At 37.0% G+C, this 1,471-nt stretch carries 2 protein-coding genes; both read left to right on the top strand.

Going from position 1 to position 1,471, the window contains the following annotated elements; genetic code table 11:
* Nucleotides 1–659, top strand: a 659-nt coding sequence (locus tag A3766_RS20410) for a hypothetical protein (protein ID WP_231882942.1), incomplete at its 5' end; no start/stop codon positions are given.
* A gap of 92 nt (nt 660–751) precedes the next feature.
* Nucleotides 752–1,288, top strand: coding sequence for a hypothetical protein (locus A3766_RS20405; protein ID WP_068511991.1), 537 nt, complete (start codon nt 752–754; stop codon nt 1,286–1,288).
* Nucleotides 1,289–1,471: the final 183 nt, after the last annotated feature.

Raw genomic sequence — 1,471 nt, 5'->3', positions numbered from 1 at the left:
CACATAAAGCCGATCACAGTTTGAAACAGAAGTTGATAGCGCATTTCGATGTGGAGGCTATTGACAAGTACTACGCAAAACTTAGATTCGCTCAGATGACGGATATGCTGCTTTTTAGAGAACAGCAGAATTTTATTTCGAAGAAAGATACTTCTCAGTTTGTCGCTTGTGGATTTCCTCAAGTCACTTTTAAAGATAGTGATAAGTTAGCTTTTAAACATTGGCTTAGTACGAAATTCAAGTTTGCTAACCAAATTCAATTATCCTTTAAACATTCCTATCTTGTTACCCAAAACTATTATAGAGCGCTAGTGATTAGTTCTGCCGGTAGTCTAAGTATTAAAAGCTCAAATCCAGCTTCCTTAGATAATTTCGTATTGTTTGTTAATCGTGCTGGCTCGTTTGTTATTCTCTATTTGCCAAATAAGACTGAACCATACATCGAACTTGCGGCAACAATTGGAGAAATAAGAGACGAAGTAGAACTTTTATCCGTGCTAGAGTCGAATCGGCTGTCCGTCAGCTGGTTTAAATCTAACACTCGCATTATGAATCATATAAATCATGAAAAAGGTTGGGAGAAGGTTCTAGCGAATAAACTTGTGCATTTAAATCTCGTAGAAGAAAAAGCTTTAGAATTTTATATCAATCGAACCTAGGATCCCTTTTTGAATATCTACGATCAGCAGTGGACTACCGGCAGTATATGTAGCTTAAGTTCTGTATAAAATTTGAATAAAGGAAAACAATATTGAGTAACTTCGCAATAGGTATATTGAGTTTAATAGTCTTGTACGTTTCCTTAGTATCGCTAGCCTCACTAATAAAATTTGTTTTGAAAAAGCTAGAATATGAAAGGCATATTAACCAAGAAAAACTAAATCAGATAGCTCGTGATAAACCGTATTCTGAACATCCAGTTGTTTTTAACTGCACAGGCCACCCAAACCGTACCTTAGCGCTCAGGTATGGAGTGATGAATGCTGAAAATGGAGTTGAGAAAAATACGATTAGACTTGTTAAACAGGGGCTTGTTCAAGGTTTTGAGGGTCGTGGTCATTATTATGCTGAGCTCTGTGATTATGAAAACACGAAGGTCAGAGTTGTTATCAACGAGGGCTCTGATTACATCAATACTTTTTATCCGTTAAGTGACGAGGAATGGTTCCAAAAATATGAAACATTAGAAAAGTTATTAAAGAATAACGATTCGTTTACTTTAAAGGAGCTAGCAAAATACCATATAGATGTTGTTGTAACGGCGTTTTTCAAGGTAGTTGTCGCCTGAGCATTTAAGCTGCTTGTTTTTCCTTCTCCGGGTTCAACTTAACGTCACCCACTTTCTCCCAGTTCCGCGTAGCTTTTGACCACCTTATTTGGTTCTTTCTTTTCATCTTGCGATAAAGCTCATCCCTCTTCGATAATATTTCTTCATCCAGACCTAAGTGCCTTTGCTCTGGGGTAACAAAGT

The sequence above is a fragment of the Oleiphilus sp. HI0132 genome (assembly GCF_001635845.1).
This window is presented reverse-complemented; position numbering and strand designations above follow the sequence as displayed.